This is a genomic window from Streptomyces sp. Je 1-4 4N24 (assembly GCF_026239515.1).
GTDB classification, from domain to species: Bacteria; Actinomycetota; Actinomycetes; order Streptomycetales; family Streptomycetaceae; genus Streptomyces; species Streptomyces nigrescens.
Window position 1 is genome coordinate 1,828,480 of record NZ_CP110836.1, and the last position, 22,324, is coordinate 1,850,803.

Genomic DNA, 22,324 nt, shown 5'->3' on the forward strand with positions numbered 1-22,324 from the left:
TCGACATGGGGACGGGGCGGCGGCGTCGCAGGCGGAACCATCGTCGCCACTGGCACCCCCGACAGAGCCACCGGCCGCTACACCGCGACCACCTGAGCCCGGAGCGGACGGATTGACCGCAGCCGCCCGTGGTCAAGCGAGGGCGAGGACAAGCCGAGTCACCGTGCCGCTCTTGAAACCGTCGCCTGACCCACCCTGTTGAGCCACTGCGGTCACAGCTCCGGGCGAGCCCAGTGAAGTGATCTGATTCACAACCTGTCACAGCGACCGGCTATGCGGTGACTTAAGGCCGAACACCTGGAACCGAAGGAGGCGCCATGACTGGGAACACGCATGTGCTCGTGATCGGTGGCGGATACGCCGGCGTGATGGCCGCGAACCGCCTGACGCAGCGCGACGACGTGACGGTGACGCTGATCAACCCGCGCCCGGATCTTGTCCACCGGGTCCGCCTGCACCAGTTGGTGGGCGGGTCCGACGACGCGGTCGTCGCGTACGAGGACGTCCTGGCCGAGCGGGTCCGGCTGGTGGTCGATTCCGTGACCCGGATCGACGCGGCCGAGCGCAGCGTGACGCTGTCGGCTGGCGGCACGCTCGGCTACGACTACCTGATCTACGCGGTGGGCAGTGGCAGCGCCGAACCGAGCGTGCTGGGGGCGGCTGAATTCGCTTACCCGATCGCCACCCTGGAGGCGGCGCAGCGGCTGCGTGCGGTCCTCGAAGCCACGCCGGAGACGGCCCCGGTGACGGTGGTCGGCGCCGGTCCCACCGGCATCGAGACCGCCGCGGAACTGGCGGAACAGGGCCGCCAAGTGACCCTGGTCTGCGGCGGAGCTCTCGGCCCGTACCTGCACACGCGGGGCCGGCGCTCGGTGGCGAAGCGGCTGGCTGCGCTCGGTGTGACGGTCGTCGACGGCTCGGACACGAAGGTGACGGCGGTGACCGGCGACGCCGTACGGCTCGCCGACGGCCGTGAGCTGCCGAGCGAGATCACCGTCTGGACCGTCGGTTTCGGCGTTCCCGACTTGGCCTCGCGCAGCGGGCTGAGCACCGACGCGGTGGGGCGCCTGCTCACGGACGAGACGCTGACGGGTGTGGACGACGCGCGCATCGTCGCGGCCGGGGACTCGGCGGCACCCTCCGGCCTGCCGCTGCGGATGAGCTGCCTCAATGCGACGCCGCTGGGCGCGCGGGCCGCCGACACGGTGCTCAGCCGGCTCGCGGGTGAGCAGCCGGAGAACCTCCACCAGTCGATGTACGCCCAGTGCATCAGCCTGGGCCGAAGCGCGGGCATCTACCAGTTCGCCAACAGGTCCGACGTCGCGGTGCGGCTGCACATCGACGATGGCCTGGGCGCCCGGATCAAGGAAATGGTCTGCACGGGCATCCCCAAGCACCTGGCCGGGGAGGCGCACAAGCCCGGTTCGTTCAGGCTGCACCGCATGCCGGGAGGCGTCGCCAAGCGCAAGCAGATGCTGCGCGCCCACCGCGCCGGGACACCGGCCGCAGCCGACCGGGCAGCCTGACCGGTGGGTGCTGCGGAGGATCTTGCTGTGCACGCACGCGAACGCGGTAGGCCGCCACGCCCGACTGCGAAGGACGAGGAGAAGGGACGAGAGATGAGCGACGACGCCACCGAGCCGGCGACCGAGGCATTTCTCGCCCACCGCAACCTGCTGTTCACCGTCGCCTACGAGGTACTCGGATCGGCGGCCGACGCCGAGGACGTCCTCCAGGAGACCTGGCTGCAATGGGTCAAGGCCGACCAGGGGCAGGTACGCGACCAGCGTGCCTTCCTCGTTCGGATCACCACCCGCCAGGCGCTCAACCGGCTGCGCACCATCAAGCGCCAGCGGGAGGCGTACGTCGGCTCCTGGCTACCCGAACCGCTGCTCACCACGCCGGACGTGGCCCAGGACATCGAGCTCGCCGAGAGCGTTTCGATGGCGCTCATGCTCGTCCTCGAGACGCTGTCACCGACCGAGCGTGCCGTGTTCGTGCTGCGTGAAGCCTTCGACATCAGCTATGACGAGATCGCCGAGGCCGTCGACAAGAGCCCCGCGGCCGTCCGCCAGATCGCCCACCGCGCCCGCCGGCACGTCGACGCCCGCCGCCCCCGCCGGGTGGTCTCCTCGAACGAGGGCCAGGCGGTCCTGGAATCGTTCCACCGCGCGGTCGAAACCGGGGACTCGCAGGCCCTCCTTGAGGTCCTCGCACCTGAGGTCGTCCTGATGAGCGACGGCGGCGGCATCAAACACGCCGCGCTGCGGCCGGTCACCGGCGCCGAGCGGGTGTCCCGTATGTTCGCCGGCGGCATCGGCAAGTTCGAAGACCGGCTCACCGCCGAACCGACCGAGGTCAACGGCAACCCGGCACTCCTCGTCCGCCTGGACGGCGAGATCGACGGCGTCATGGCGATCAGTGTCCAGGACGCCCTCATCACCGGCCTCTACTACGTCCGCAACCCCGAGAAACTGTCCCACCTCACATCCGCGACCCCGCTCACCCTGCGCTGAACACCAACGGTCCCCGACCGCGGACGTCAATCCTGCCAACGCAGTGGACCTGGCCTACCTCGCCCTGGCCGCATGGCGTGGGGCCGCTTCAGCCGCGAGTCCTTCACCAGCTGACCCGCCAGGGGGACAACCGATGAGCCATCAAGCGAGCGAAGAGGAGAAATCATGAAGGCAGTGCGTTACCACTCCTACGGCGGCAGCGATGTCCTCGTCTACGAGGAAGCAGACCGGCCGGCGCCGGGCGTGGGGCAAGTAGTGGTGCAGGTGGCCGGCACCTCGTACAACGACGCGGACTCGGGCCTCCGCGCGGGATTGCGACAGGACCTGCTGCCACTGGCTTTCCCGCACATTCCCGGCCTCGACCTGGCCGGAGTCATTAGCGCGGTCGGCGAGGGGGTGTCCGACTGGAGCGTGGGGGACGCGGTGGTCGCGCTGCTGCCGGCGGACGCGCCCGGCGCGGCCGCCGAATACGTCGCCGCATCCGCCGAGGCGCTGGCCACCGCGCCCCGCACTGTCGAGCTGGCCGACGCCGCGGCTCTGCCGCTCGTCGGGCTGACGGCATGGCAGGTCCTGTTCGAACACGCCGACCTCAAGACCGGGCAGAACATTCTGATCAATGGCGCGGGCAGTGCAGTGGGCGGGTACGCCGTCCAGCTTGCCGCGCAGGCCGGTGCCACCGTGACCGCGACCGCCGGTGCGCGCAGCCGCGACCGTGTCCGCTCCTACGGCGCGGATCGGATCGTCGACTACGCCATGACCCCCGTTGTGCAGGCGCTGGCCGGGCAGCACTTCGACATGGTGCTGCAGCTGGCTCCCGCAGGACCCGAGGAGAACGCGCAGTTGGTCGACCTGGTCGCCGACGGCGGAGCCTTCGTCAGCGTCACCACTCCCGGCCCGCAGGATGCCGGGCGCGGGGTGCGCACGGTGCACGTGTTCGGGCGCAGCGACGCCACCCAGCTCGCTGACTTGGTCGCCCGCGTCGATGCTGGAGATCTGGCGATCGAGGTGGCCGAGCGGCTGCCACTGGCCGACCTGGCCACGGTCCACGCCCGTGCCGCCGGCCGGTTCGCCCAGATCGCCGAGCTGGCCGCCCGAGTCGAGGGCGGAGACCTGGCCGAGCGGCTGCGCGCCGACCGGGCCGCGGTCCGCGCCCCGGCTGCCGCGGGAGAGCTGGCTGGCAAGACCATCCTGACCCCCTGACCCGAGCGACGCCGGCGCCGGCCCGGTGACGTGATGGCACCCTCTGAAAAACGGTCAGGTGATGCTCGCATCCTGCCCAGACATGCTCAGTGGAGCGGGTCATCGGAAAACTGAAGCAGTTCAGAGCCGTGGCCACCCGCTGTGACAAGCGCGGACACGTCTACCTCGGCACTGTCACCGCCGCCGCAGGCGTTATCTGGCTCTGCTCATGATCGGCCGGAGCCCACACGGATGGGGCCGACAATGAGGTGTTCGAACCGGGGCGCACCGCAGAGTTCGCCCGCCGCTCTATGCAAGGAGGACCTGTGCAACGTGGCGAAGTCTGGTGGGCGGATATCGACGAGCTGCGGCCGGTCGTACTGCTCTCGGAGGAAGCGTCCGAGCTCCGGGCGATGCAGGTCGTCGCTCCCGCCGGCACCGAGCTCAGAGGGGTGGCCGCTGAGCTGGCAGTAGGTGCCTCCGAAGGACTACCTGTTGAAGGCGTCCTGCGAGTCGCCTTCCCCCGCCCCGGCCTCATTCCTTGCACGTGGCTGGTCACCTTGACTCGGAAGGACCTGGTCGAGCAGGCGGGAGTCCTGTCGTCCGCGAAGCTTGGCGATCTTCAGGAACTCCTCCACCTCGGTGGACTTGAGTAGGGGCTTGCACCGGGACCGCCAACGCACTCCTCGTCTGGCTCCGATCGCGCTCGAAGAGACAGACCCTATGTAGAAGGAGGTGTGTGCTTGTGGATCTGACTGGGCGCACAGTGGTAATTACCGGGGCGGGGCGTGGTTTCGGGCGAGCGTTGGCCCTGCTGGCAGGCCGGCTGGGTGCGCGCGTGTTCGTGTCCGCACGTGCTCTGGCTGCGGCACAGAGGGTGGCCGATGAGGTGGCGACCGACAGCGGCGCGAGAGTCGACGCGTTCGCCTGCGATCTGGCCAACCCATCCTCCATCCGGGCCTTCACGGAGGGGATTGCCGCCCACGCCGACGGCGTGGATGTGCTGATCAACAATGGTGCTCGCTACCTGGAAGGCCCCGATCTGTGGGACGCCGACGACGACGCGATCACCGACACCATCGCCTCCGGAGCCACCGGCACACTGCTGACGGTCAAACACTTCCTGCCACTACTGCGCGCCTCTGTTGGTGCGGACGTGGTCAACGTGATCTCCTCCGCCGCGGAAGCCCGAAACCACCGCTCCCAGGCACACCCCGCGTTCTACGCGGCCAAGGCCGCCCAGGCCGGCTTCGCCGACATCCTCTCCCACCGGCTCCGACCCGAGGGTATCCGTGTCATCTCGCTCTATCCGCCGGACTTCACGGACGGTGACCCGCTCCACTCCACCTGGGATCACGCCCGGACCGAAGACGGCCCACTGACCGCCCAATCCGTGCTCGACTGCGTCCTGTTCGCGATCGGCCAGCCGCGAGACTGCTTCATCCGGTCCTTTCACTTCGAGCAGATGTAGGCGCCCGCCCAGGGGTAGCCAGCGGGCTCGGGCGCCAGGCGGGCGCCGTGGCAGGCCGGGCAGGTGTGCGTGGTGGACCGTCAGCGGACGGGAAAGGCGCGGACGACTGAATGGGAGGCCGGGTCCTCGCGCAGCTGCCGGTTCTCCGACGCCAGCTGGTTGACCACGCGCACCAGTGCTTCCACATCGGTGCGTAGTTGGGCCAGCTCGGCCTTGTCCTTCTGCCGGAGCTCCTTGAGCCGTACGACCTGCAGGCGCAGCCGGACCTCGGCATCGGTCGGTTGTCCTCTCTCTTTGACCTGCGCGTAGAAGTTGTTCTTGAGAGCCAGATGGCGCTGGGTGAGTGCGTTGCGCGGTACGCCCGCTTCTTGGGCCAGGGCGACGACCGTTAGCGCGCCGTTGGAGTGCTGCGGGGTGCCCTGCAGGATGCGGTCCATGGCCGCGCGGATCGCCAGTCCTCCTGGAGAGCGAACGCCTACTTGGCACCGACCACCCCAACACGCTGCGAGCCCGCAGTAACCTCTCCCACACGCTTGGTAATCTCGGTCGGCACCAGGACGCCTTGGCCCTTACCGAGGGGCTCCTGGCAGACAGCGAACGTCTACTCGGCATGGACCACCCCGACGTCCTTGCCACACGAGCGAACCTGGCCCTCACCCTTGGCAACCTCGGCCGGGCCGAAGAGGCACTCACCCTGGAACAGCAGGTCCTTTACGACCGGGAACGCGTCCTTGGCTCTGACCACCCAGAGACTATTCGCGCCCGATTCAACCTTGCTGCTACCTACCACGCCCTCGGCCGAAGCTCGGAAGCACTGGCCCTGATGGAACATGTCGTTGCCGATGTGGAGCGCGTCCTAGGCCCTGAACACCCTGAAATCTTCCGAGCACGTGCGAGTTTGGCGGCCGCCTATGGCGAGCTGGGCCGGCATGCTGAGGCTGCGGACTTGGAGGAGCGGGTGCTTGTCGACCGGGAGCGGATTCTCGGCTCCGACCACCCCCACACGATTCAGGCACGTGCGAGTTTGGCGGCCGCCTATGGCGAGCTGGGCCGACATGCTGAGGCCCGTGCCCTTCTGGAGGACTAGGTTCTGTCTCTTGGGTCAGCGTCGGGTCCAGATGCCGCGGCATCCTGCGCGGCGTGGAGGGCAGATGCCGGCGGGTGATCGCCGAGGTATCCGGTACGCCCCTATGCCGGCGGATGAGGCGGGAACGTCGTGGCGCCATCGTCCGCCCGCTGCTCGCCAATCGCAGCGGCGCCCTCGTGACCTCGCGCCCACACCCCTGCGGCGACCTGCGCCGCTCGGCATGGCTGCGCGGCTTCGTCAGTGTGCATGGCGTCGCAGATGCCGACCGCCCGAGGGCAATTCGAGAATTTCTTCGGCTTCCCTCAACAGCGCCCAGCGGGCCCCGCCCGGTCGACGCCCTCGGATATCGATCAGTCCGAGAGCCTCTGCGGCTTCCCTGAGCATCGCTCAGTCCCTCGCGTCGAGCGCCTCCTCTTCACCCGCGAACCAGTCGAACGCTCGCACGATGTCCCGTGACTCTGCCTCGGACTAGCGCGCTTCAATCTCATACATCCAAGCGTCAATGGTCGGTTGTGTTGCCTTCAGCATCCGTTGCTGCGCAGCCTTGGTCGGCAAACGGTTGACGAACAGCACGCCCCGGTCCGCGCTGACGTCTCGAAGCTTGCCAGCAAGGGAGTCGACGAATCCGACACCAACGGGCCGTCGGTGCCACTTGCACTCGATCACGACTTTGATCTCATGCGGCCCTACACGAGCAGTCACCAGTACATCTATCTGCCGCATTCTTCCGCTGATTTACCCAGGGAGTTGGGCGTTGTGCTGCACCCGCGCATCCGGATACATGCGACGGGCCTCTTCCGCGATACGGCGCTCGTACCGAAGCCACTATTCCTCTGCGTTTTGCACCCATGTGTGAAGCACGAGCCGAACCTACCTCTCCCCCTGACAGGAGCCGACTCGATGGATCTCTTCTCCCTGCCGCTCCACCCGCGTTCGGGCGACCGCGCCCAAGAATACCGACGCGACGGCCGTCTGATCTGGCACAGCAAGAGGCCGTTTCTCCCATTGTTTTATTCCGTTATGAGGGCTTGGCGCTCTGGCCAGTAAGGCGGCGGTTCGTCATGGCGAGGTGCATTATGGCTTCGGAGCGTGTGAGGAGGGCTTCGTAGTCGCGGGCAATGCGGCGGTTGAGCATGAACCAGCCGTAGGTTCGCTCCAGGGTCCAGCATTTCGGGATCGGCGTGAACCCTTTCATCTGGGGCGTGCGTTGGACGCTTTCGAGATCGATGCCGAGGGCGGCGGCGTGCTCGACGTAGTGATTGCGGTAGCCGCCGTCGCCCCAGACCCTGCGGATGGTGGGACGGCGACGGCCACCTGGTCGAGGAGACTTGACCTGCGGCGGAGTCCTGGACACTGGCGGCGGTGACCGGCACCGCGAGCAGAAGGCCGAGGGTGTTGGTGATCGGACAGCGGTGCCATGGCGGAAGCCGCACTCCGTGGTGGCCGCTCGGTGCAGAGCCCCGTCGGTCCCGACGGGGCTTCGCCGCTTCACCCGCTATCACACAGCTATCACGAACTGGGCGCACTCTCCCGGACCAGTAGGCCCCGACCTGCAGTTTCGTGCCCCCACTGGAATGGGTGGACGCTCCTGGATGGTCGTTACGACCTGTGCCATGTGGTACCCAGAGCGGCGCCCAGGACGAGTACGGGGGCGTCGTCGGGGCCGTCAACCCGGTGCTGCAGGGTCTTCTCACTCACCCGACCACGCTACCGACTCTTTGACGCGATCCTTACACCCGGGTCAGGAAGAGCCGTCGGATCGTGACCGCCGACCGTGCCCGAAGCAGGGTTTGCGCAGGTCAGAGCCTCAGCGTGGAGACGACGTGGACGATCGCGTGTCTCTTCCTCGCCGGCGCCTGACGTGAGCTACTCCTGTCCGGTCGATCGAGCCCGTAGTGTGCGCAGCATCGGCCTCGGTCGCCGCCCTTCCCCCCGTGGGGCAGCGGCCGGGGCTGGTCCTGCTCAGTGGTCTCGATCACCATCCAGGAGTCCGTTGCGCTGGCGGCAGCGCCGACTTGGTTGGCCTGGACCGCTCGAGAGAGGCTGGACAGGGGCTCAGGAGCCCCTTGTGCGCGTCCAGGACATACGGATCGGCGAGACCTACCAGGTGAAGGTCCCCAGCGGCTGCCGCCAGCCCTCCGCACCAGCTATCCCTGCACCCGCAGCACGGAGTTGGCCGCCGGCATACGGCTGCACCAAGGGGGGCGGGCGGTCGTTCACCGAGGCTCGGGAGCGGTTTTCGCGCGGTGTGCCAGGCGCCTTGGCGGGGCTGTCGCCCCGCGGTCGGAAGGTTTCGGGCTTGGCCGGCCTGCCCGGGACCGGGACCGGAGAGCCAGACGGGCCGGCGCGGAGGCCCGGGCGGCTGGCCGCCCGGGCCTTGGTTACCCGGTGATCGCGTGGGGAAGGCCGCGGTACCGGGTTGTGTGCGGGGCTGGGTCAGATGGTGCAGCCGGGTCCGGTGGTGGGGTTGGTGGCAGGTGTTGCGGCCGGTGCTGGCGTTGTTGGTGTTGGTTCCCGCGCCGCCGTTGAGGACGTCGTTGCCGGCTTCGCCCGAGAGGGTGTCGTTGCCGGTGCCGCCGTTGAGGGTGTCGTTGCCGTTGCCGCCCAGGAGGGTGTCCTCCCGGCGGGGCAGGCCGCGGCGGGGTTTACTGGGCTGCTGTCGCGGCGGGGATGTCGACGCGGGCGGCCCTGCGGGCGGGCCAGAGCGAGGCGAGCAGCGAGCCTGCCAGGGCGATCAGGATGGTGAGGGCGAGGCGGCCCCAGGGCAGGACCAACTCGTAGCCCGCGACGTTCGCTTGGAGGGTGCGTCCCAGTGCCCAGCCGAGGAAGACGCCCATGACCGTGCCGAGGGTCGCGCCGAGCGCGCCGAGGAGCAGGGCTTCCAGGCGGATCATCTGGGTCACTCCGGCGCGGTCCAGACCGAGGGCGCGCAGCGTGCCGAGCTCCTTGCGGCGTTCGAGGACGGACATGGCGAGGGTGTTGGCGATGCCCAGTGCGGCGATCACCAGGGCCATGCTCAACAGGGCGTAGAAGACGTTGAGCTGGTCGCCGATGCCACGGCTGTCCTGGGCGCGGATGTCTGCCTGGTCGAGGACGCTCAGCGTGGGGTTGTCGCCGAGGGCGTGGGTGACGCCTGCGCGCGCGGCCCGGCTGGTTCCGCCGTCCGTGGCGACGAGGATCCTGTCGGTGCTGGGGGTGGAGTCGTAGCGGGCGACGAGGGAGTCGGGTGCGGTGATGCTGGGCATCAGGTCGCTCTGCTCGTCCGCCTGGTAGATGGCGCCGATGGTGAGGCTGCCGTGCTGGTCGTTCTGCCTCTTCAGGGGCAGGGTCTGCCCGACGTGCCAGCCTTCCTGCTCAGCCTTGAAGTCGGCCACGGCGATCTGGCCCTTGGCAAGGCTGTCGAGGGAGCCTTCGATCACGTCGTACCGCAGCAGTTTGCCGATGGTGGCGGGGTCGACGCCGGTCAGGACGGACTTGCTGCCGCCCAGGTAGTACTCGGTGGACTGGTTGAGCGGGCTGTATGTGGCGCCGGCCAGCTTCTTCAGGGGCGCGGCGGTGGTGGGGGTCATCCCTTGGCCGCCCGCGGACTTCACCACGTAGTCGGCGCTGAGGGCGTGGGTGGTCGCGCGGTCGAGGTACTGGGTGGCCGAGGCTCCCAGGACGGACAGGCCCGAGGCGAGGGTGAGGGCGATGGCGAGCGCGGCGGCGGTGGCGCCGGTGCGGCGCGGGTCGCGCACGGTGTTACGGATGGCGAGGTCGCCGTGTACCGGGGCCAGGCGGGTCAGCAGCGGCCGGAACAGGGTGACGACCGGCCGGGACAGCAGCGGGATGAGGCCGATGGTCCCGGTCAGGGCGAGGGCCGCGCCGAGGCCGATGACGGTCCGGGCGTCCTTCTCCGTGGTGAGGGCTCCGTAGACGACGGCGGCGCTGCCGGTGAGCACCAGTGCGGCGCTGAGGCCGGTACGCAGGGAGCCGGGGCGTGCGGGGGCCGTGTGCTCGGCGGCGCTGAGCGCGGCGACGGGCGGGATGGCCATGGCCCGGCGGATCGGGAGCCATGCGGCGACCATGGGCAGGAGGGTGCCGACCAGCATGGAGATGATCACGGTGGTCGGGGTGAGGACGAGCGGCGCGGCCGGGGTGTCGGCGAAGAGCGTCTGGAGCAGGGCGGCGACCCCGGTGCCGACGGCGAGGCCGGCCACGGAGGCGATCGCGCCGACGAGGAGGGACTCGGTGAGCAGGATGCGCCGCACCTGCTCGCGGGTGGCTCCGACGGCCCGCATCAGGGCCAGCTCCCTGGTGCGCCGGGCGACCAGCATGGTGAAGGTGTTGGCGATGAGGAAGGTGGCGACGAACAGGGCGACCGCGGCGAAACCGACCAGGATCTGGCTCATGGTGCTGGTGCGGCTGGTGGCGAGGTTCGCCTGGATCTGGGCGAGCTGGGCCCCGGTGGCCGCGCTGGTGCCCTTGGGCAGCACCGATTCGACGCGGCTGAGGAGCTGCGTCACGTCAGTGCCGGGCGTGGCCGTGACTTCGATGTTCTGGTAGAGGCCCGGTTCGAGGAAGAACTTCTGGGCGGTGGCGCCGGCGAACAGCGTCAGGCTGCCCCCGGCGGGGAGCTTGGTCCCGTCGGTGCGGAAGATGCCGCTGAGGGTGTAGGAGGAGGCGCCCTTGTTCGTGCCGACGCGCACGGTGTCACCGACGCGGTAGCCGCCCTGGGCGGCGGTGGCCTCGTCGAGGGCGATCGTGTCCTTGCCGGTCGGGCCGGAACCCTCGGTGAAGCGGTACGCGGGGTCCTTGCCGTCCGCCGCCGGGGCGAAGTTGCCGCCCTGGGCGTCCTTGCCGTTGCCGAGGGGCTTGCCGTCGCGGTCGGCGACGGCGGCGAAGCCGTCGACCCGGCCCGCGGCGGCGGCGACGCCCGGGAGCTTGGCCAGCGCGGTCGCGGTGCGGGCGTCGAGGTCGCCCGGTCGGCCGCCGTTTGCGGGGTCGGCTTCGGCGGCGACGTTGACGGCGATGCGCTCGTAGCCGTCGGTCGCCTGGGCGGTGGTGGCCTGGTTCAGGCTGTCGCCGTAGACGAGGCTGCCGGTGATGAAGGTGACGCCGAGCATGACCGCGAATGCGGTCATCAGCAGGCGGGCTTTGTGCGCGAACACGTTGCGCAGGGCGGTACGGAACATGGGTGCGGATCCTGGGAGGCCGGCTCGACGGAGGCGAGCGGATGGGCTGGCTGGCTGGTGCGGTGCCGGTGTACGGGCTGGTCGTCAGCTGGTGCGCGAACGGGTGTCGAAGTCCTTCATCCGGTCCAGCACCCGCCCAGGGGTGGGACTCGGCATGTCGTCGACCAGGCGGCCGTCGGCGAGGAAGATCACGCGGTCCGCGTAGCCGGCGGCGACCGGGTCGTGGGTGACCATGACCACGGTCTGGCCCAGTTCGCGCACCGAGTCGCGCAGGAAGCCGAGGACCTCGGCGCCGGAGCGGGAGTCGAGGTTTCCGGTGGGCTCGTCGCCGAAGATGATCGCGGGCCGTGAGGCCAGGGCGCGGGCCACCGCTACGCGCTGCTGCTGCCCGCCGGACAGCTGCGCGGGCCGGTGGTCGAGGCGCTGGGAGAGGCCGACCATGGAGATCACACGGTCCAGCCACTGCTGGTCGGGGCGACGACCAGCGATGGTCAGCGGCAGCGTGATGTTCTCCAGGGCGGTCAGCGTCGGCAGCAGGTTGAACGCCTGGAAGATGAAGCCGATCCGGTCGCGGCGCAGCGCGGTGAGCTGTCGGTCGCCCAGCGTGCTCAGTTCGGTGGTGCCGACGCGCACCGAGCCGGAGCTGGGCGAGTCGAGCCCGGCGGCGCAGTGCATCAGGGTGGACTTGCCGCAGCCCGACGGACCCATGATCGCGGTGAACTCGCCCTCCCGGAAGGCGATGCTGACCCGGTCCAGGGCGACGACACGGGTGTCGCCGCTGCCATAGACCTTCGACAGGTCGGTGGTGGCGGCCGCGATCCCGGTCGTCGTACGCAGCTCGTGCGGGGCAAGGGAGTGGGCGGTCACAGGGGACTCCTCTTCGGGTGCGGAAGGTGCACTTCGAAGGGTGTCCGGGGAACGTATCGGGGTCTGGGCCGCCATGTATCGGCGTCCGCTTCGCTGCGTATCGGTTCTGTAGCAGGGACCGGGCGGTCAGGCCGGCAGGCGCAGGGTGGCGACGGCACCGCCGTCCGGGGCGTTGTCCAGGCGCAGTTCGGCGCCGAGGAGCCGGGCCTGGCCCAGGGCGATGGTCAGGCCCAGGCCGTGGCCCGAGCCGCGCTCCGCCGCGCCCGTGTGGAAGCGGCGCGGGCCGTCGCGCAGCAGGTCCGGGGGGAAGCCGGGGCCGTGGTCGCGGACGACGACGGTACGGCCCTCGACGGTGACCTGTACCGGGGTGCCCCCATGCCGGTGGGCGTTGACGACGAGGTTGCTGACGATCCGCTCGAGGCGGCGCGGGTCGGTCTCCACGGTCTGCGCGGCCTCTTCGCCCGGTGCGTCGGCGACGGTGACTTCAGTGTCGAGGCCGGTGCGCGTCACGGCTTCGGACACGACCGCCCCGAGCGGGACACGGGCGCGGACCGGCTGCTCAGCCCCGGCGTCGAGCCGGGAGATCTCCAGGAGGTCCTCGACCAGGCCGCGCAGGTCGCGCACCCGGGCCCGGAGCAGATCCTCCGTCTCACCGGGCGGCAGCAGGTCGGCGGCGGCCAGCAGACCGCCGACGGGGGTACGCAGCTCATGGGCCACGTCCGCGGTGAACTGCCGCTCGGTGCGCAGCCGTCGGCCGAGACTGTCCGCCATGAGGTCGACGGTGGCGGCGATGTCCGCCACCTCGTCACGGCCCTTGGTGTGCCCGGTGCGGGCATCCAGATCCCCGGCGGAGATCCGGACGGCGGTCTCGGAGACCCGCCGCAGCCGACGCCCCAGCAGCCCGGCTCCGTAGACCGCCAGGGGTACGGCCGCCGCGAGCGCGACCAGCGAGGACAACGTCATGGTCACGTCGAGCTGGCGCAGGGTGTAGAGCTCCGAGCTCATGTTGACCTGCACGGCCAGCACTGGGCTGCCCGGCCCGCCGATCCGCTGGGCGCCCCAGACGCTCGGGCCCACATTCCCGTCGACGCGCCCGTCGTAGGCCGTGTGCCGATCGCTGTCGGCCGGGTGCCGCAGTGCGGCGGGAAGGCCGGCCGGATCGAGCTCGGCACCGTCGGTGAGGGTTCCGGTGCGCCGGTAGGTGTCCATGGCCGCGTAGACGCTGTTGGTGGCCTGTGCTCCGGCCCGGTCGCGGATGTCCCGCGCGGTCCACATGTGCACGAGCACGCCCACAGCCGCCGCGACCAGGCAGGCCGTGGCCGCGGCCAGCCCCGCGATCTTCCAGCGCAGGGACGCGCGGGCCGGACGCAGCCGGTGGAACGGATGCACCGGCCTCAGCGCCTGAGCTTGTAGCCGAAGCCGCGGACCGTCTCGATCCGGTCCCGGCCCAGCTTCCGGCGCAGCCGCTGCACACACAGGTCCACGACCCGGCTGTCGCCGTCCCAGCCGTACTCCCACACTTCGCGCAGCAGGGTGTGCCGCTCAAGGACGATTCCCGGGTGGGCGGCGAACTCCAGGAGCAGCTTCAGCTCGGTCGGGGTCAGCGCCACTGGGCTTCCCGAGACGGACACCTCCAGGCCGCCGGTGTCGATGGTCAGGTCCCCGAAGACCAGCACCTCTTTCTCAGCCGGTGGCAGCTCGTCGCCCCTGGCCCGCGCGGGTTCCGGTGCGGGTGGTGCGTAGGCCGCCCGCCGCAGCAGCGACCGGATGCGCGCCACGAGCACGCCGGTCTCCACCGGCTTGACCACATAGTCGTCCGCTCCGGCCTCCAGACCGGCGACGACGTCGAGCCCGTCGCCGCGAGCGGACATCATCAAGACGGGCACCAGGCTGGTCTCCCGGACTCTGCGGCACAGACCGATCCCGTCCAGACCGGGCAGCATCACGTCCAGAATCAGCAGGTCGAAGCTCTCCTCGCGGAAGAGCTCAAGGCCCGCGAGACCGTCGGCCGCGGCCGCCATCTCGTAGCCGTAGCGCTCCAAGGCGACGGTGAAGGACCGGCGCATCAAGTCGTCGTCCTCCACCAGCAACACGCGGACAGGGCGCGAAGAGGCCGGAGCCGGGGCGGACGAGGACACGGACGGATCACTCCTGCTCAGACAGTTCAAACGGTTCAGGTGAGGCATCGGTCCCGTACGCAGTGAACGCGCGATCGACGACCTGAAAGGAACGATAAGGCAGACACCGCACCCGGCAACCGCGTCACACGGCGGACCCGCATCGCACCCTCACCACCCCGTCCACCCGTAAACCTCCAGGCCAGACGGGGTGGAATGGCTCCGGCCCGTGCCGGGTCCACGGCGTGTCGGCTCGCGGCCTCCCTTCGCCGCGGCCGGGCTCACCGACCGATTCGATGGGCAATGAAGCGTTACCTGATACCCGCCCGATACAAATCCTCAAGTTCAGTCCATGACGACCTGTCGGCCGGGCGACGGATAGGCCGGGGCGCCCGGCCCCCGAGACGCACGCCCCGGCTCTCGTCCGCTACGACGACGACCGGGCACCAGCGGCTGAAACTTGCGCCTGCCCCGGTGAGCCGCGTCTCCTCCAAAGCCCTGCCCGGCTGTGCGCGAGCACTTGGACGGCGGCGACGCACTGGCGGACAAGGAGATCTCCGACCACGCCAGCGTCGAGATCCTCCTCAAAGAGCTTGAGGGCCGCGACGCCGGCGACGCCGACTTCGACCGGCTCGTTTGGAAGAAGAGGGCATGCCCGTGGACTTCTCCGGCTGCCCGTATGGTCGACCGTTCGCCTATCACCAGATGGACAGCGTCGGTGCACGGATCGAGCTCGTTGACGTCGGCAGGCAAGCCAGCTTCCTCAGCGGGTGGAATCCAGGTGGGAAGCCGATGCCCGCCATCGACGAGCCCTCCAGAAGCTGAGTTCTCGTCGCAGGGCGCTCAGCTGGACGCAGTGGTGCGCCGCAGGTGCGGGCCTGCGGCGCACCGTGGGGCCGGTGAGCAGCACAGCTCACCGGCGGGTTCAGGGCCGGTCAGTGACCGCGGCGCTCATCCAACACTCCGAGACGCTGATCACCTGGGCGGCCATCACCCTCTGACCAGGCTTCTGCCCCGGAAAGGCGCCACCCCCAGCTGGCTGAGGAAACAAGCGCCAGCCGACACCTGACGGCGCTTCTTCTCCTCGGTGCCTGACCCGATGACCGGCAAGCCCAGAAGGCCGCCGGACGCCAGTGAAGTACCGGCTGGTCGAACCTACGAGGGGAGGTGGCCTGTGAAGGCCGTTTGGAAGTACGCGTTCTTGGTGAAGTGCTCGAGATAGCGGGGGTCACTCACTTCGAGGGTGAAGTCGGCGGACGTCCCCTCGTCTTCGTCGAGATCGGTGGAGTCGTCCTCGCGGATCTCCCAGGAGACGATGATCTCTTCGGCGCGGCGTGCAAACTCATCCGATCGCGGAGCGAGGCATATGTAGTGGGTGCCGTCCGAGAAGCCCCGCCCGCCGTGGGGGTCGAGCTGGCCTTGGTAAAACTCCTTCGCCTTGACGCGAGGTAGGCGCACCTGGGTGGAGCCCTCCTCCAGCAGATAGCCCTCCTCGTCAACACGCACCGTCGGGCCGAGGTAGAACTCGAAAAGCTCTTTGAACTCGGCTTCCGTTGCGGCGGAGACAGGCCCGGCACCGAAGTCACCACCCTCCTTCCAGGCATCCATGATGAGCTGCAGGCCGAATACGGGCCCCTGGGAGAACCCGTAGTTGTCGGGATCGCGGTACTGAACACTGCCGTTGAGGGTGGAGCCACGGCGCGCACCGGTGAAGACATCGAAGATGTAGGTCATGCGCCTGGATCCTAGTGATCAGGACTGACAACTGCCCTGGTGCGGCGGAACAGTCAGATCAGCGGCTCGGTTGTCTCGCGGACAGCATGTTCGAGCAGGCCACGTCGTCTGCTTGTGTTCCCCCGGGCAGGGGAAGTGCGAGTCGGTGCCCCGTTCGTTCGGCTGGTTGACCAGGGCAGCCCAGGATCAGAAACACGCACGAACAGCCCCTGGTGAATCACCCGCCCTGCGCCATGTCTTATCAGGACCTGTTCCTCCGTCATCGCGAGCGGCCGGCTGATGCGCTCACCACGGGCACGCGCCGCCACCAGGTCCTCATGGGTGCCCTGCGCGCCCTCCTCTTGGCGAGGCTTCATCGCGTGCGGCGCGGGAGCGGCAGCCCTGAGGTCCTGTTCGTCACCCACTCTGCTCTGCTGTACTGCCCTGCGGCTAATTTGTGTGCAGGAGAGGTACGCAGGCCCGTGGTGGCAGAGGTGCACGAGGGACGGGAGGTCGGGAAGAGTGTCGCTGCGCGCAGGTGATCCAGCCGAGATCGGCGGTTATCCGCTTGAGGCGCGACTCGGCTCGGGTGGCATGGGCACGGTCTTTCTGGCTCGTACGAGTTCGGGGCGTCCTGTCGCGATCAAACTGATCCACCCGCAGTTCGCGGCGGACGACGAGTTCCGCATCCGCTTTCGGCAGGAGGTGACGGCGGCGAGGCAGGTGAGTGGCGCGTTCACCGCCGCCGTGGTCGACGCTGCCCCTGAGGCCGAGCACCCAGAAGGCCGCCAACGCCCCGGGCGTCAAGGCCGCCCGGGCCGCCGACCTCTACGCCACCGGGCTCGCCGCCGCACCGGACTCCGCCGAGATGCAGCGCGGTCTCGACCAAGCCACATACCGCATGCTGCGCGGGGTGCGGTGGCTGGCTCTGCTCTGTGTCGGCTTGGCCGGGGCGATGCTGGATCTGGACATGTTCGTCCGTGAGGGCGAGGTGGCGCGGGAACTGCCGCTGCCCCTCGGTCAGCGCCTGTGGTATCTCGTGCCGGTGACCGCCATCTGGATCGTCGGCGCCGTGCTGCGCTACCGGCGCAGGCGCGCCGGCGTCCAGCTCAATGTGCGGTCACTGATACGCCGCCGCCGGTGGCCCCGCACAGTGCTGGCCCAGGCGGCCTGGGCCATGCTGTGCGCACTGCTGATCGCCCAAATACCCTGGGAGGAAAGGATGTTGCCGCAGATACTGTTCTGGGCAGGGCTCGCGCCGACGTTTGCGACGATCTGGTTCGACCGGAAGAAGACCCAGTGAGGAACGGCCCGAGCCCGAAGGGAACGACGAAGGACGGACCGGACACCCGGGTCCGATGTCTCACGAGCCAGAACCCAGCGCGCGGATACCTCAACCGGTATACCCAGGCCCACGACTTGCGATCACTCGGAGCGCCGTACTGATTCGACGCGTGGTGATCTGGAGGGGTGGCGCGCAGCTACGGGGAGCGAGTCCCCTGGTATCTCAAACGGCCCGGCCGGGAGTTCGCCACCCGAGAGATGAGTAGCGTTTGAGGCACCGGACGATCTCTCTCGTCGAAGCCGACGGTGCTGTTTCCTGAGTTGATGCGGGGGCCGCGGGCCGCAGCCCCCGCCGCGGGCCGCAGCCCCCGAGCGAATCGGGTGGGCTACCTCGGGCTGATCGTGACCCTGTAGGTGGCTCCGGCCCTGCCGTGAGTGCTCACGGTGACGGCCTGGCCGTGGTCGTCCCAACTGGCCTTGTCGCCTTGGATATCGACGCGGTAGCCGCCTGGGTACGTGTCCCTGGGCACGGTGATCCGGGTGGGTCCCGCTGCGTTGTCGCGGGTGCGGAAGGTGAGCGTGTAGGTGCGTGTAGCCGGCTCGTACGCGAACTTGAGCGGGTCGCCCGCGACGGCCCGCGCGTACGGCTGGACGAGCAGCTGGGCGTTGGGCTTCGCGGCGCCCGTCTGGTCGAGGAAGCAGTAGCCGCCGCCCCGGCACCACTGCCACCACGTCCAGCCACTGGCGAAGCGGTCCAGGGAGGCCGTCATGTCGGTGACGAACTGGCTTGCGTGCGGAACGTAGGGGTTGCCGCCCCACTCCCCCACGATCACCGGCATGCGGTGACGGGTCGGGTAATCGCTGATCGCGGCCTCGTAGGCGGGGATGAAGGTGCCGTTGGGGTCGTAGTCGGCGCCGGTTTCCATCGCGGTCTCGTAGAAGTGCGGCGCGTAGCCGGCGTGCGGGTCGTCGATGTGGCCCATCTGGGTCGGGACGCCGACACCGACGATGACGGTTGGTTCGACGAATACCCACGACCTGTGGTCGACCAGGCGGATCGCCCGGGCAAGGCGGTTCCACAGCTCGGTGAGCTCGGTGGCCTCGAAGCGGGCCGCGGCGGCGGGGAGGTCTTCGCCTTCGAGGAACTTCGCGAACGGCTCATTCATCAGGTCGTAGCCGAGCAGCGCCGGGTGCCTGCCCAGGGCGGAGGCGACCGTCATCCACATGCGAGCGTGCGCGGCGCGGAGGTCGGCGTCCTTGTACAGGTGGTCAAAGGCGGTCTGTACGGATGGCTCGAAGTACTCGGAGAACCAGTCGTCGGGTATCGGCCAGAACGGTAACCCCTCGTCGCGGGTGGCCCAGTCGGGGACGCCGCGGGAGCCGAAGTGGGGGCCGTATACGTCCTGGTGGGCGTCGAGGATGACCTTGATGTGGTAGCGGTTGGCCCAGTCGAGGATGCGGCGCATCTTGGTGAGGTAGCCGCGGTCGTAGTGCCCGGGGGTGGGTTCGAGGTCGTCCCAGAAGAACGCGAGGCGCGCGAGGTTGAAGCCCCGGGCGGCCATGTCTTTGAGGTCGCTCTCGTGAATGTCGGCGAACGCGTTGGTGCCTCGGCTGCTCTTGTCGGCGAGGTTGAAGCCGCGCCACTGGAGCGCGCGGCCTTGGCCGTCGGCGATGAAGGTGCGGTCACCGACCGTGACCCGGTCGGGGGCGCGGTCGGGGGCGCGGTCGGGGTCGGCCTGGGCCTGCGCGGGGAGGACGCCGAGCAGGAGGGCGGCCACGGCGAGGGCGGCGGGGGCGACGCGGGAGGTCAAGCGCATGCAGGAGCCCCTTTCGAGGATGGCTGCTTGGGCGGCGTGCTACTGGCCGGCCGGATGCTACTGGCGGGTGGGTGAAGTTCCCAGGAGTTCGCCGCGATTCCTGACCCATACGCGTTCGTCTCACCGACACCGCAAGGCCGACGCTCAGACGTTACGCCGTGTTATGCGAGCGTCACCGTGCGTAGCCTGTTCCGACGTGCCTGGACCACCCACCGCTGGGAAGACCACCCCACGCGCGACCCACTATCCGGGCGAGCCCCTAATATCGCTTGGCGTCCTCCGACGGACGCTGACGCCCGCTGGGTCGTGCCCGCCGCCCAACGCCCGGCACGACGACTCCACCGCATGGCAATGGAGTCGAGCACCGAGGAGAGGAACGTTCATGCGCGCCCGGACCATCGCCACGGCCACCGCAACAGCATTGGCACTGGTGGCCGCTCGTGACCTTGTCCAGAAGAAGCACGCATTGCTCCGGAACTTCCCCGTGCTGGGGCACGCCCGGTACCTGTTGGAGACGATCGGGCCTGAGCTGCGGCAGTACATAGTGACCTCCAACGACGAGGAGCGCCCGTTCAGTCGTGACCAGCGCACCTGGATCTACGCGTCGGCGAAGGGGGAGAACAACTACTTCGGATTCGGCACCGACAACGACGTCGAGCACACGCAGGGACACGCGTACCTGAAGCAGCGCACGTTCGCCGGCACGCTGCCCGACCTGCACGACCCGCAGGCCCCACTGCCGTCAGCCAAGGTGCTGGGCGGGCCGCGCGGGCGCGCCAAGGCGTTCCGACCGGCGAGCGTGGTGAACATCTCGGCGATGAGCTTCGGATCGCTCTCCGGCGCGGCGATCACGGCGCTCAACAAGGGGGCGGCGCTGGCGGGCACCCTGCAGAACACGGGCGAGGGCGGTCTCTCGCCGTACCACCGCAACGGCGGCGACCTCGTCCTGCAAATCGGTACGTCCTACTTCGGCTGCCGCAATGAGGACGGCAGCTTCAACATCGACAAGCTCAGGGATGTGGTCGCCGGCGCCCCGGTCAAGGCGATAGAGATCAAGCTCTCCCAGGGGGCCAAGCCGGGGCTGGGCGGGATGCTGCCGGGCGCGAAGGTGACACCGGAAATCGCCGAGATCCGCGGCATCCCGCTCGGCGAGGACTGCGCATCCCCGTCGCGGCACACCGCGTTCGGCGACGTCGACTCGATGCTCGACTTCGTCGAACTGCTCGCCGCCGAGACCGGCCTGCCGGTCGGGATCAAGAGCGCGGTGGGCGAGATGGAGTTCTGGCAGGAGCTGGCCACGCTGATGGCGCGTGGTGACCGTGGTGTCGACTTCGTGACCATCGACGGCGGCGAGGGCGGCACCGGGGCGGCGCCGCTGACCTTCTCCGACTCGGTGTCGCTGCCCTTCCGGATGGGCTTCTCCCGGGTCTATGGCACCTTCGCCGAGCGGGGGCTGACCGACGACCTGACTTTCATCGCCTCCGGCAAGCTCGGCCTGCCCGAGAACGCCGCGGTCGCATTCGCTCTGGGTGCCGACATGATCAACGTGGCTCGTGAGGCGATGCTGTCAATCGGCTGCATCCAGGCGCAGAAGTGCCACACCGACAAGTGCCCCACCGGCGTCGCCACCCAGAGCCCGTGGCTGGCCCGCGGCCTCGACCCGTCCTCGAAGGCCACCCGGGCCGCTGTCTACCTGCGGACCCTCCGCAAGGAGCTGATGAAGGTCTCGGCGGCCGTCGGTGTCGCCCACCCGGCGCTCATCACGGCCACGGACATCGAGATCATGAACGGCGACTACGAGGCCCGCACCCTGGCCGGCGTCTACGGCTACAAGGACGGCTGGGGCGAGCTCGGCCCGCACCTCGCCGAGGAGATCACCGCACTGCTCACCTCCGAGCAGTCCTCCGACCAGAAGCCGACCGCCTGACGCGCCGATCACGGCAGGCACCGCGCTCGCCGCTCCCCTGCCCGGAGCGCGCGCGTGGCGCCGGCCGGTGGCACCCTTGTCTTCCCTGCTCCACGAACAGCCCCTGCCTAGGTGATCAGAACATGAGCGAAAAAGTGAGATTCCCGAGCGTCGTCGGCCCCGAACTGGCCGGAGCCATCGACCTGCCGGACGGCGAGATCCGCGGCTGGGGGATCTTCGTGCACGGATTCACACTCGGCAAGGGCTCGCCGGCCGCGTCGCGTGTCAGCAAGCAGCTGGCACGCGAGGGGATCGGAATGCTGCGCTTCGACAACCTCGGGATCGGGGACTCCGACGGCGACTGGGGGGACGGTTCCTTCACCGTCAAGGTCCAGGACACGATCCGTGCCGCAGCCATGATGGCGGAGCGCGGGACTCCGGCAGACCTGCTGGTGGGGCACTCATGGGGAGGCGCCGCCGTCCTCGCCGCGGCGGCCGAGGCAACCGGCGTCCGCGCGGTCGCCACGATCGGGGCGCCGGTCGATCCCAGCCACGTCGAGCGACAGTACGACGCGGTCGTGGATCGCGTGCTCAGTGAAGGGTCGCACGAGTGGTTCGTCGGCGGGAGGACCCTGGTCCTCAAGCGTGCCTTCGTCGAAGACGTCCGCCGTGCTCACCTGCGGGATCGGATCGGCGAGTTGGATCTGCCGCTGCTCGTCCTGCATTCGCCGACCGACAACACCGTCGACATCGACAACGCCGGAGAGATCTTCCGCGAGGCACGACACCCGCGAAGCTTCGTCTCACTCGAAGGAGCAGACCATCTCCTGACCGCCCGAGGACAAGCACAGCGAGCCGCCCACATCATCAGCGCCTGGGCCGACCAGTACATCCACGGACCACGGCCCGCAGGAGACACATCTCAGGTGGTGAAGAGCTCGCTCGGATAGTCCCGCAGGGTGCACCCCCTGGCTGGCACCCAGTCAACGGACGCAGACGAGAGAGCCGCCCGGATCGGCGCCCCCAAACGACCAGCGAACGACGGCGCCCCGTGGCAAATGACCCTCGTCTGCCTCCCCGTCGACGTTCGCTCCGCTGGTACCACGCGTCGCGTCCCAGGGACGACAAGACCCTGACCGCGGCTCCCGCCGAGGCAGGAGCCAAGGAGCGGTCAGCCAGCGCCCGGCTCCGCC

Annotated in this window: 20 protein-coding genes and 4 pseudogenes; 13 read left to right on the forward strand and 11 right to left on the reverse strand. The window is 69.3% G+C overall.

Annotated elements, in window-relative coordinates; all coding sequences use genetic code 11:
- Window positions 1-317 precede the first annotated feature (317 nt).
- The 6 genes and pseudogenes from SLV14N_RS07750 (at window position 318) to SLV14N_RS07775 (ending at window position 5,166) form a co-directional block, all read left to right on the forward strand.
- Entirely contained in the window at window positions 318-1,526 is a 1,209-nt protein-coding gene (locus SLV14N_RS07750; RefSeq protein WP_263268723.1) for an NAD(P)/FAD-dependent oxidoreductase, read from the forward strand.
- 93 nt (window positions 1,527-1,619) lie between these two features.
- The gene (locus SLV14N_RS07755) at window positions 1,620-2,516 is read left to right on the forward strand and encodes an RNA polymerase sigma-70 factor (protein WP_263268724.1); all 897 of its coding nucleotides are present in this window, start codon (window positions 1,620-1,622) and stop codon (window positions 2,514-2,516) included.
- A 165-nt stretch (window positions 2,517-2,681) separates the two neighbouring features.
- On the forward strand, window positions 2,682-3,716 hold the full coding sequence (locus SLV14N_RS07760) for an NADP-dependent oxidoreductase (protein WP_263268725.1): 1,035 nt from the start codon (window positions 2,682-2,684) through the stop codon (window positions 3,714-3,716).
- Between the two features lie 89 nt (window positions 3,717-3,805).
- Window positions 3,806-3,928 (forward strand): annotated as a pseudogene (locus SLV14N_RS07765) (IS5/IS1182 family transposase); the annotation flags it as partial.
- Window positions 3,929-4,021: 93 nt separating this feature from the next.
- Window positions 4,022-4,351, forward strand: a complete 330-nt coding sequence (locus tag SLV14N_RS07770; RefSeq protein ID WP_208680322.1) for a type II toxin-antitoxin system PemK/MazF family toxin — start codon at window positions 4,022-4,024, stop codon at window positions 4,349-4,351.
- A gap of 89 nt (window positions 4,352-4,440) precedes the next feature.
- Window positions 4,441-5,166, forward strand: a complete 726-nt coding sequence (locus SLV14N_RS07775; RefSeq protein ID WP_263268728.1) for an SDR family oxidoreductase — start codon at window positions 4,441-4,443, stop codon at window positions 5,164-5,166.
- Between the two features lie 80 nt (window positions 5,167-5,246).
- Here the strand turns inward: SLV14N_RS07775 and SLV14N_RS07780 are convergent, their stop codons facing one another.
- Window positions 5,247-5,603, reverse strand: a complete 357-nt coding sequence (locus SLV14N_RS07780) for a hypothetical protein (RefSeq protein ID WP_263268729.1) — start codon at window positions 5,601-5,603, stop codon at window positions 5,247-5,249.
- On the opposite strand from SLV14N_RS07780, the gene SLV14N_RS07785 reads away from it, so the two are divergent.
- Window positions 5,510-6,253 (forward strand): tetratricopeptide repeat protein, encoded by a 744-nt coding sequence (locus SLV14N_RS07785; RefSeq protein WP_263268731.1) that lies wholly within the window; start codon window positions 5,510-5,512, stop codon window positions 6,251-6,253. The genes SLV14N_RS07780 and SLV14N_RS07785 overlap by 94 nt on opposite strands.
- A 468-nt stretch (window positions 6,254-6,721) precedes the next feature.
- Here SLV14N_RS07785 and SLV14N_RS07790 read toward each other — a convergent pair whose 3' ends face one another.
- The 8 genes and pseudogenes from SLV14N_RS07790 to cseB all read right to left on the reverse strand — a co-directional run bounded on the left by SLV14N_RS07790 (window position 6,722) and on the right by cseB (window position 14,387).
- Window positions 6,722-6,976, reverse strand: coding sequence for a restriction endonuclease (locus SLV14N_RS07790; protein WP_263268732.1), 255 nt, complete (start codon window positions 6,974-6,976; stop codon window positions 6,722-6,724).
- Between the two features lie 295 nt (window positions 6,977-7,271).
- Window positions 7,272-7,607 carry a hypothetical protein gene (locus SLV14N_RS07795; protein WP_263268734.1) on the reverse strand — a complete coding sequence of 112 codons (336 nt, stop codon included), beginning with the start codon at window positions 7,605-7,607 and terminating at the stop codon, window positions 7,272-7,274.
- Window positions 7,608-7,861: 254 nt separating this feature from the next.
- Window positions 7,862-7,951 (reverse strand): annotated as a pseudogene (locus SLV14N_RS07800) (3-oxoadipate enol-lactone hydrolase); the annotation flags it as partial.
- Between the two features lie 277 nt (window positions 7,952-8,228).
- The gene (locus SLV14N_RS07805; protein WP_317633733.1) at window positions 8,229-8,885 is read right to left on the reverse strand and encodes a hypothetical protein; all 657 of its coding nucleotides are present in this window, start codon (window positions 8,883-8,885) and stop codon (window positions 8,229-8,231) included.
- 13 nt (window positions 8,886-8,898) lie between these two features.
- The gene (locus SLV14N_RS07810) at window positions 8,899-11,427 is read right to left on the reverse strand and encodes an ABC transporter permease (protein ID WP_263268737.1); all 2,529 of its coding nucleotides are present in this window, start codon (window positions 11,425-11,427) and stop codon (window positions 8,899-8,901) included.
- A gap of 84 nt (window positions 11,428-11,511) precedes the next feature.
- Entirely contained in the window at window positions 11,512-12,264 is a 753-nt protein-coding gene (locus SLV14N_RS07815) for an ABC transporter ATP-binding protein (RefSeq protein WP_127155576.1), read from the reverse strand.
- Between the two features lie 156 nt (window positions 12,265-12,420).
- On the reverse strand, window positions 12,421-13,683 hold the full coding sequence (locus SLV14N_RS07820) for a HAMP domain-containing sensor histidine kinase (protein WP_263268739.1): 1,263 nt from the start codon (window positions 13,681-13,683) through the stop codon (window positions 12,421-12,423).
- Window positions 13,684-13,688: 5 nt separating this feature from the next.
- Window positions 13,689-14,387, reverse strand: coding sequence for a two-component system response regulator CseB (gene cseB, locus SLV14N_RS07825; RefSeq protein WP_221174681.1), 699 nt, complete (start codon window positions 14,385-14,387; stop codon window positions 13,689-13,691).
- Between the two features lie 526 nt (window positions 14,388-14,913).
- Between cseB and SLV14N_RS07830 the strand changes: the two are divergent.
- Together SLV14N_RS07830 and SLV14N_RS07835 are read left to right on the forward strand one after the other, a co-directional pair.
- Window positions 14,914-15,048 (forward strand): annotated as a pseudogene (locus SLV14N_RS07830) (hemerythrin domain-containing protein); the annotation flags it as partial.
- Between the two features lie 14 nt (window positions 15,049-15,062).
- Window positions 15,063-15,236 (forward strand): hypothetical protein, encoded by a 174-nt coding sequence (locus SLV14N_RS07835; RefSeq protein ID WP_263268742.1) that lies wholly within the window; start codon window positions 15,063-15,065, stop codon window positions 15,234-15,236.
- A gap of 330 nt (window positions 15,237-15,566) precedes the next feature.
- On the opposite strand, the gene SLV14N_RS07840 is transcribed toward SLV14N_RS07835, so the two are convergent.
- On the reverse strand, window positions 15,567-16,145 hold the full coding sequence (locus SLV14N_RS07840; RefSeq protein WP_208680330.1) for a hypothetical protein: 579 nt from the start codon (window positions 16,143-16,145) through the stop codon (window positions 15,567-15,569).
- Between the two features lie 501 nt (window positions 16,146-16,646).
- Here SLV14N_RS07840 and SLV14N_RS07845 point away from each other — a divergent pair.
- A pseudogene (locus tag SLV14N_RS07845) lies at window positions 16,647-16,898 on the forward strand (serine/threonine protein kinase); the annotation flags it as partial.
- Window positions 16,852-17,427, forward strand: coding sequence for a hypothetical protein (locus tag SLV14N_RS07850; RefSeq protein ID WP_317633738.1), 576 nt, complete (start codon window positions 16,852-16,854; stop codon window positions 17,425-17,427). The pseudogene SLV14N_RS07845 and the gene SLV14N_RS07850, both read left to right, overlap by 47 nt.
- A 367-nt stretch (window positions 17,428-17,794) precedes the next feature.
- On the opposite strand, the gene SLV14N_RS07855 is transcribed toward SLV14N_RS07850, so the two are convergent.
- Window positions 17,795-19,225, reverse strand: a complete 1,431-nt coding sequence (locus SLV14N_RS07855; RefSeq protein ID WP_263268744.1) for a cellulase family glycosylhydrolase — start codon at window positions 19,223-19,225, stop codon at window positions 17,795-17,797.
- Window positions 19,226-19,607: 382 nt separating this feature from the next.
- Between SLV14N_RS07855 and SLV14N_RS07860 the strand changes: the two genes are divergently transcribed.
- A complete protein-coding gene (locus tag SLV14N_RS07860) occupies window positions 19,608-21,152 on the forward strand; it encodes an FMN-binding glutamate synthase family protein (RefSeq protein ID WP_263268746.1) in 1,545 nt (514 codons plus the stop codon).
- 122 nt (window positions 21,153-21,274) lie between these two features.
- The gene (locus tag SLV14N_RS07865; RefSeq protein ID WP_030984182.1) at window positions 21,275-22,081 is read left to right on the forward strand and encodes a S9 family peptidase; all 807 of its coding nucleotides are present in this window, start codon (window positions 21,275-21,277) and stop codon (window positions 22,079-22,081) included.
- Window positions 22,082-22,324: the final 243 nt, after the last annotated feature.